At 61.0% G+C, this 1,248-nt stretch carries 3 protein-coding genes; 2 read left to right on the top strand and 1 reads right to left on the bottom strand.

The window, feature by feature from the left end:
* The coding region (locus tag EPD80_RS11275) for an AbrB/MazE/SpoVT family DNA-binding domain-containing protein (protein WP_142811846.1) at positions 1-191 on the bottom strand (191 nt) is incomplete at its 3' end.
* Positions 192-545: 354 nt separating this feature from the next.
* Here EPD80_RS11275 and EPD80_RS11280 point away from each other — a divergent pair.
* Together EPD80_RS11280 and EPD80_RS11285 are read left to right on the top strand one after the other, a co-directional pair.
* Positions 546-827 carry a type II toxin-antitoxin system ParD family antitoxin gene (locus tag EPD80_RS11280; protein ID WP_142811848.1) on the top strand — a complete coding sequence of 94 codons (282 nt, stop codon included), beginning with the start codon at positions 546-548 and terminating at the stop codon, positions 825-827.
* Between the two features lie 109 nt (positions 828-936).
* Complete coding sequence (locus tag EPD80_RS11285; RefSeq protein WP_142811849.1) at positions 937-1,158, top strand: transposase; 222 nt, start codon at positions 937-939, stop codon at positions 1,156-1,158.
* Positions 1,159-1,248: the final 90 nt, after the last annotated feature.

The following is a 1,248-nucleotide window of genomic DNA, read 5'->3' on the forward strand; positions in this document are numbered from 1 at the left end:
GCCACGTCATCTTGCGTGATGCCCAGTTCCTCCAACTTGGCCCGTACCGCGTCGGCCTGCTGCAGGCGAACCGGCGTCAGCACGATCTTGCCGTCCTGAACCGTGACGTCGTAGTAGTCAGCCTCGCCCACGGTCTGGACGATGGCCTTGGGCAAGGTGACCTGGTTCTTGCTCGTGCGCTTGATCAGCATGACAATCTCCGAAAGTAATGAAGTAAGGAATCAAATTTTAGCGAGTTTTCAGGCCAATGCAACCAGGAAAAAACAAAGGCACCCTTAAAAGCTGGCCGACGGCGCTACGTCGATGGCCACACGGGCATCAGAGCCCCGCAAAGGCCCCCGGCAGCGCCTCGGCAGCGGGTTTCCCCTTGGAAACCCGCCAGCAAGCCTTCTACGGGCCCACACGAGCGCCGACAACAAACCCGCTCGCGCGGGCGCGTTCGCGGCTACAATGACCATTTGGGCGCATGGCGCCGATAGGCACAGGCTTGCGTAATTCAATGGCTATTGGCAGAATGTGCCATAAGTCCGTTTAAAGAGATTGCCATGCCTACCCGCAATGTTGTGCTGACAGACAGCCAGGCAAAGTTTGTCGAGCAAATGGTGGCCAGCGGCCGCTACCAGAACGCCAGCGAAGTGCTGCGCGAGGGTTTGCGCCTTGTTCAAGCCAGAGAAGTCGAACAGGCCGCCAAACTTGCCGCTCTGCGCGAGGCGGTGGTCGTGGGCATTGCCGACATCGAGGCCGGGCTGTATAGGACATTTGAATCTGTGGATGTGCTGGATCGGTACCTTTCTGACATCGCCGACGGCGTGCTTGACCGTGCATGAAGCAGCGATGGCAAGTCCGTCTGACAGACCGAGCCCAGAGCGACTATTCAGAAATCGTGCGCTGGACGGCTGAGCATTTTGGTATCCGACAGGCACGCAACTATGCCATCTGAGGCTCGCCTACGCCGTGTGGCCCGAAGAAGAAGCGCCTGGCCTGCCGCCTTCGGGCGGCCGGGGACGGCCGCGCACGCGGCTCGTGCGCGACCCGCAGCGACCCGCGCGCAGCGTCAAGGCGCTCGCCCTGGCGCTGCCGCCCGAGGCGTGGACACTCGTCTCCTGGCGTGAAGGCAGCAACGAGCTGCCGGAACAAGTCAAGATAGTTGTCGCCTGATTCATGCAATCACCTGCCTTCTATTTCAGCTTGGGTAGAGTCCCGAACGACGCTGTCCCGTTCCGGGTTGAGCGTGACGGCCCCGATCGG

The organism is Tepidiphilus olei (genome assembly GCF_006980705.1).
GTDB lineage: Bacteria > Pseudomonadota > Gammaproteobacteria > Burkholderiales > Rhodocyclaceae > Tepidiphilus > Tepidiphilus olei.

Bases quoted from the DNA above. Each gene is read 5' to 3' on its own strand.
- EPD80_RS11280 (WP_142811848.1), top strand. From the start codon at position 546: ATGCCTACCCGCAATGTTGTGCTGACAGACAGCCAGGCAAAGTTTGTC.